The 1,606-nt window shown below is 37.5% G+C and carries 2 protein-coding genes and 3 tRNA genes; 3 read left to right on the top strand and 2 right to left on the bottom strand.

The window, feature by feature from the left end; all coding sequences use genetic code 11:
• A partial coding sequence (locus BTHERMOSOX_RS11095) for a nicotinate-nicotinamide nucleotide adenylyltransferase (RefSeq protein ID WP_171004759.1) occupies window positions 1-133 on the bottom strand: 133 nt, incomplete at its 3' end.
• A complete protein-coding gene (locus tag BTHERMOSOX_RS11090) occupies window positions 130-852 on the bottom strand; it encodes an MBL fold metallo-hydrolase (protein WP_138121183.1) in 723 nt (240 codons plus the stop codon). The genes BTHERMOSOX_RS11090 and BTHERMOSOX_RS11095, both read right to left, overlap by 4 nt.
• Before the next feature lie 112 nt (window positions 853-964).
• On the opposite strand from BTHERMOSOX_RS11090, the gene BTHERMOSOX_RS11085 reads away from it, so the two are divergent.
• From BTHERMOSOX_RS11085 to BTHERMOSOX_RS11075, 3 genes are all read left to right on the top strand, one after another.
• Window positions 965-1,040: transfer RNA gene (locus BTHERMOSOX_RS11085), tRNA-Ala, on the top strand.
• A gap of 21 nt (window positions 1,041-1,061) precedes the next feature.
• Window positions 1,062-1,136: transfer RNA gene (locus BTHERMOSOX_RS11080), tRNA-Glu, on the top strand.
• Between the two features lie 91 nt (window positions 1,137-1,227).
• Window positions 1,228-1,305, top strand: a tRNA-Glu gene (locus BTHERMOSOX_RS11075).
• Window positions 1,306-1,606 lie beyond the last annotated feature (301 nt).

The raw sequence follows: 1,606 nt of genomic DNA, 5'->3' as shown, positions 1-1,606 counted from the left end.
AATTTTTGTGAACAGGTGTGTGACAAGGCATTAAAAATAATTCAGTTAAATTCAGCTCTTTTACTAGCTGTTGTGCATTGTTTAAATGCCCAAGATGTATGGGATCAAACGAGCCACCAAAAAAACCAATCATAACATTGCTTGAACTTCTTTTAGGCTTAACGCCTCAGTAGGGTAAGCGACTAAACCTTGTGACACGCCATCAACAAAGTTAACGAAATCTTCTTCGTTATTTAGTAATAAATATGCATTACCTGCTTTTTGCTCACCCATGGTGGTGTTAATTTTACAGCCATAGTCATGCCCACAATGCAGCATCACTGTATCATTAACTTGCTTTAGTTTTTGCATAGAATGATAAAACTGGCGAACGCTACCGCCTGGCATAGTACAGTGGCCTGCGCCATATACAAACAACGTATCGCCAACAATAATATGTCCATCAAGTAAATAGCAAATTCCGCCTGCTGTATGACCAGGGGTGTTAATAATTTGCGCACTAGTATTGCCAAGTATCACTATGTCTCCATCATTTACGGTAGCCATATCATGCTCAATGTCTAAATAAGGCAGCTCATGAATACCAACCGTAATTTTTGCACCTGTTTTTTGCGCAATTTCATTTGCTGCATTAGTATGATCGCCATGCCAGTGAGTTAGCCAAATATCAGAAATTTGATAGCCTTTTTTATGTGCATATTCAATAAAAATATCTGCATGCCAAGCGGGATCAATAATCGCACAGGTTTTACTGTCATGATCAAAGATAAAATGAATTGAGTTTTCATAAGTACCCAAGTGATACATAATATCTAACGTAAAGGTTTTTTCAGTAAAAGTTTTTATTAACATAAAGTTTTTATCTTAAGATTATGCAAACATTTTACCAATTAAGTCTTGACTATTTCAACATAGCGACTATAATTTCTGTTTTTTGCTTTGCACTAATATTTTAACAATATTTGGGGCTATAGCTCAGCTGGGAGAGCACGACACTGGCAGTGTCGGGGTCAGCGGTTCGATCCCGCTTAGCTCCACCAGCAGTAGCAAGAAAATGTTATGTCGCCTTCGTCTATCGGTTAGGACCCTAGGTTTTCATCCTAGTAAGAGGAGTTCGATTCTCCTAGGCGATGCCATACGCTTAAAACCTGATTTTTTAAATCAGGTTTTTTTTCGTCCATTGAAAATTACACATTATTTACACAGTTTTTTAATTAAAATACCCTTGTCGCGTTCGTCTAGTCCGGCCCAGGACCCCAGGATTTCATCCTGGTAACAGGAGTTCAAATCTCTTACGCGACGCCAAATTACTTCGATCTTTTCCTTGCTACGGCGTTAAACTACTAAATTCTTTCAATCATATAGAAAGTCGCTATATTCAATTAAGAATTTAGCAGCTTGCCTTGTAGAAAGAAAAAGCATTTGTAATTACAAATTACCTTTCTATGTTTTTGTCTTTTTCATCCCTATTGTGTTAAACTTGAATTCGCACATTAAGTGCAATTTCTCCTAAGCCGTTAATAAATCAACAGCCTTTCCTAAAAATAACTCAACTGGTTGTTTCCCACCTCGTGTTTTTCGAGGTCTTGTGTTGAGTCGCTTCATG

It is taken from the genome of Bathymodiolus heckerae thiotrophic gill symbiont, from assembly GCF_900128515.1.
In the GTDB taxonomy this organism is placed as follows: Bacteria; Pseudomonadota; Gammaproteobacteria; order PS1; family Pseudothioglobaceae; genus Thioglobus_A.
This window is presented reverse-complemented; position numbering and strand designations above follow the sequence as displayed.

What these genes read in the sequence shown, in the direction of transcription:
- BTHERMOSOX_RS11090 (WP_138121183.1), bottom strand. Translation starts at nt 852, where the DNA reads ATGTTAATAAAAACTTTTACTGAAAAAACCTTTACGTTAGATATTATG.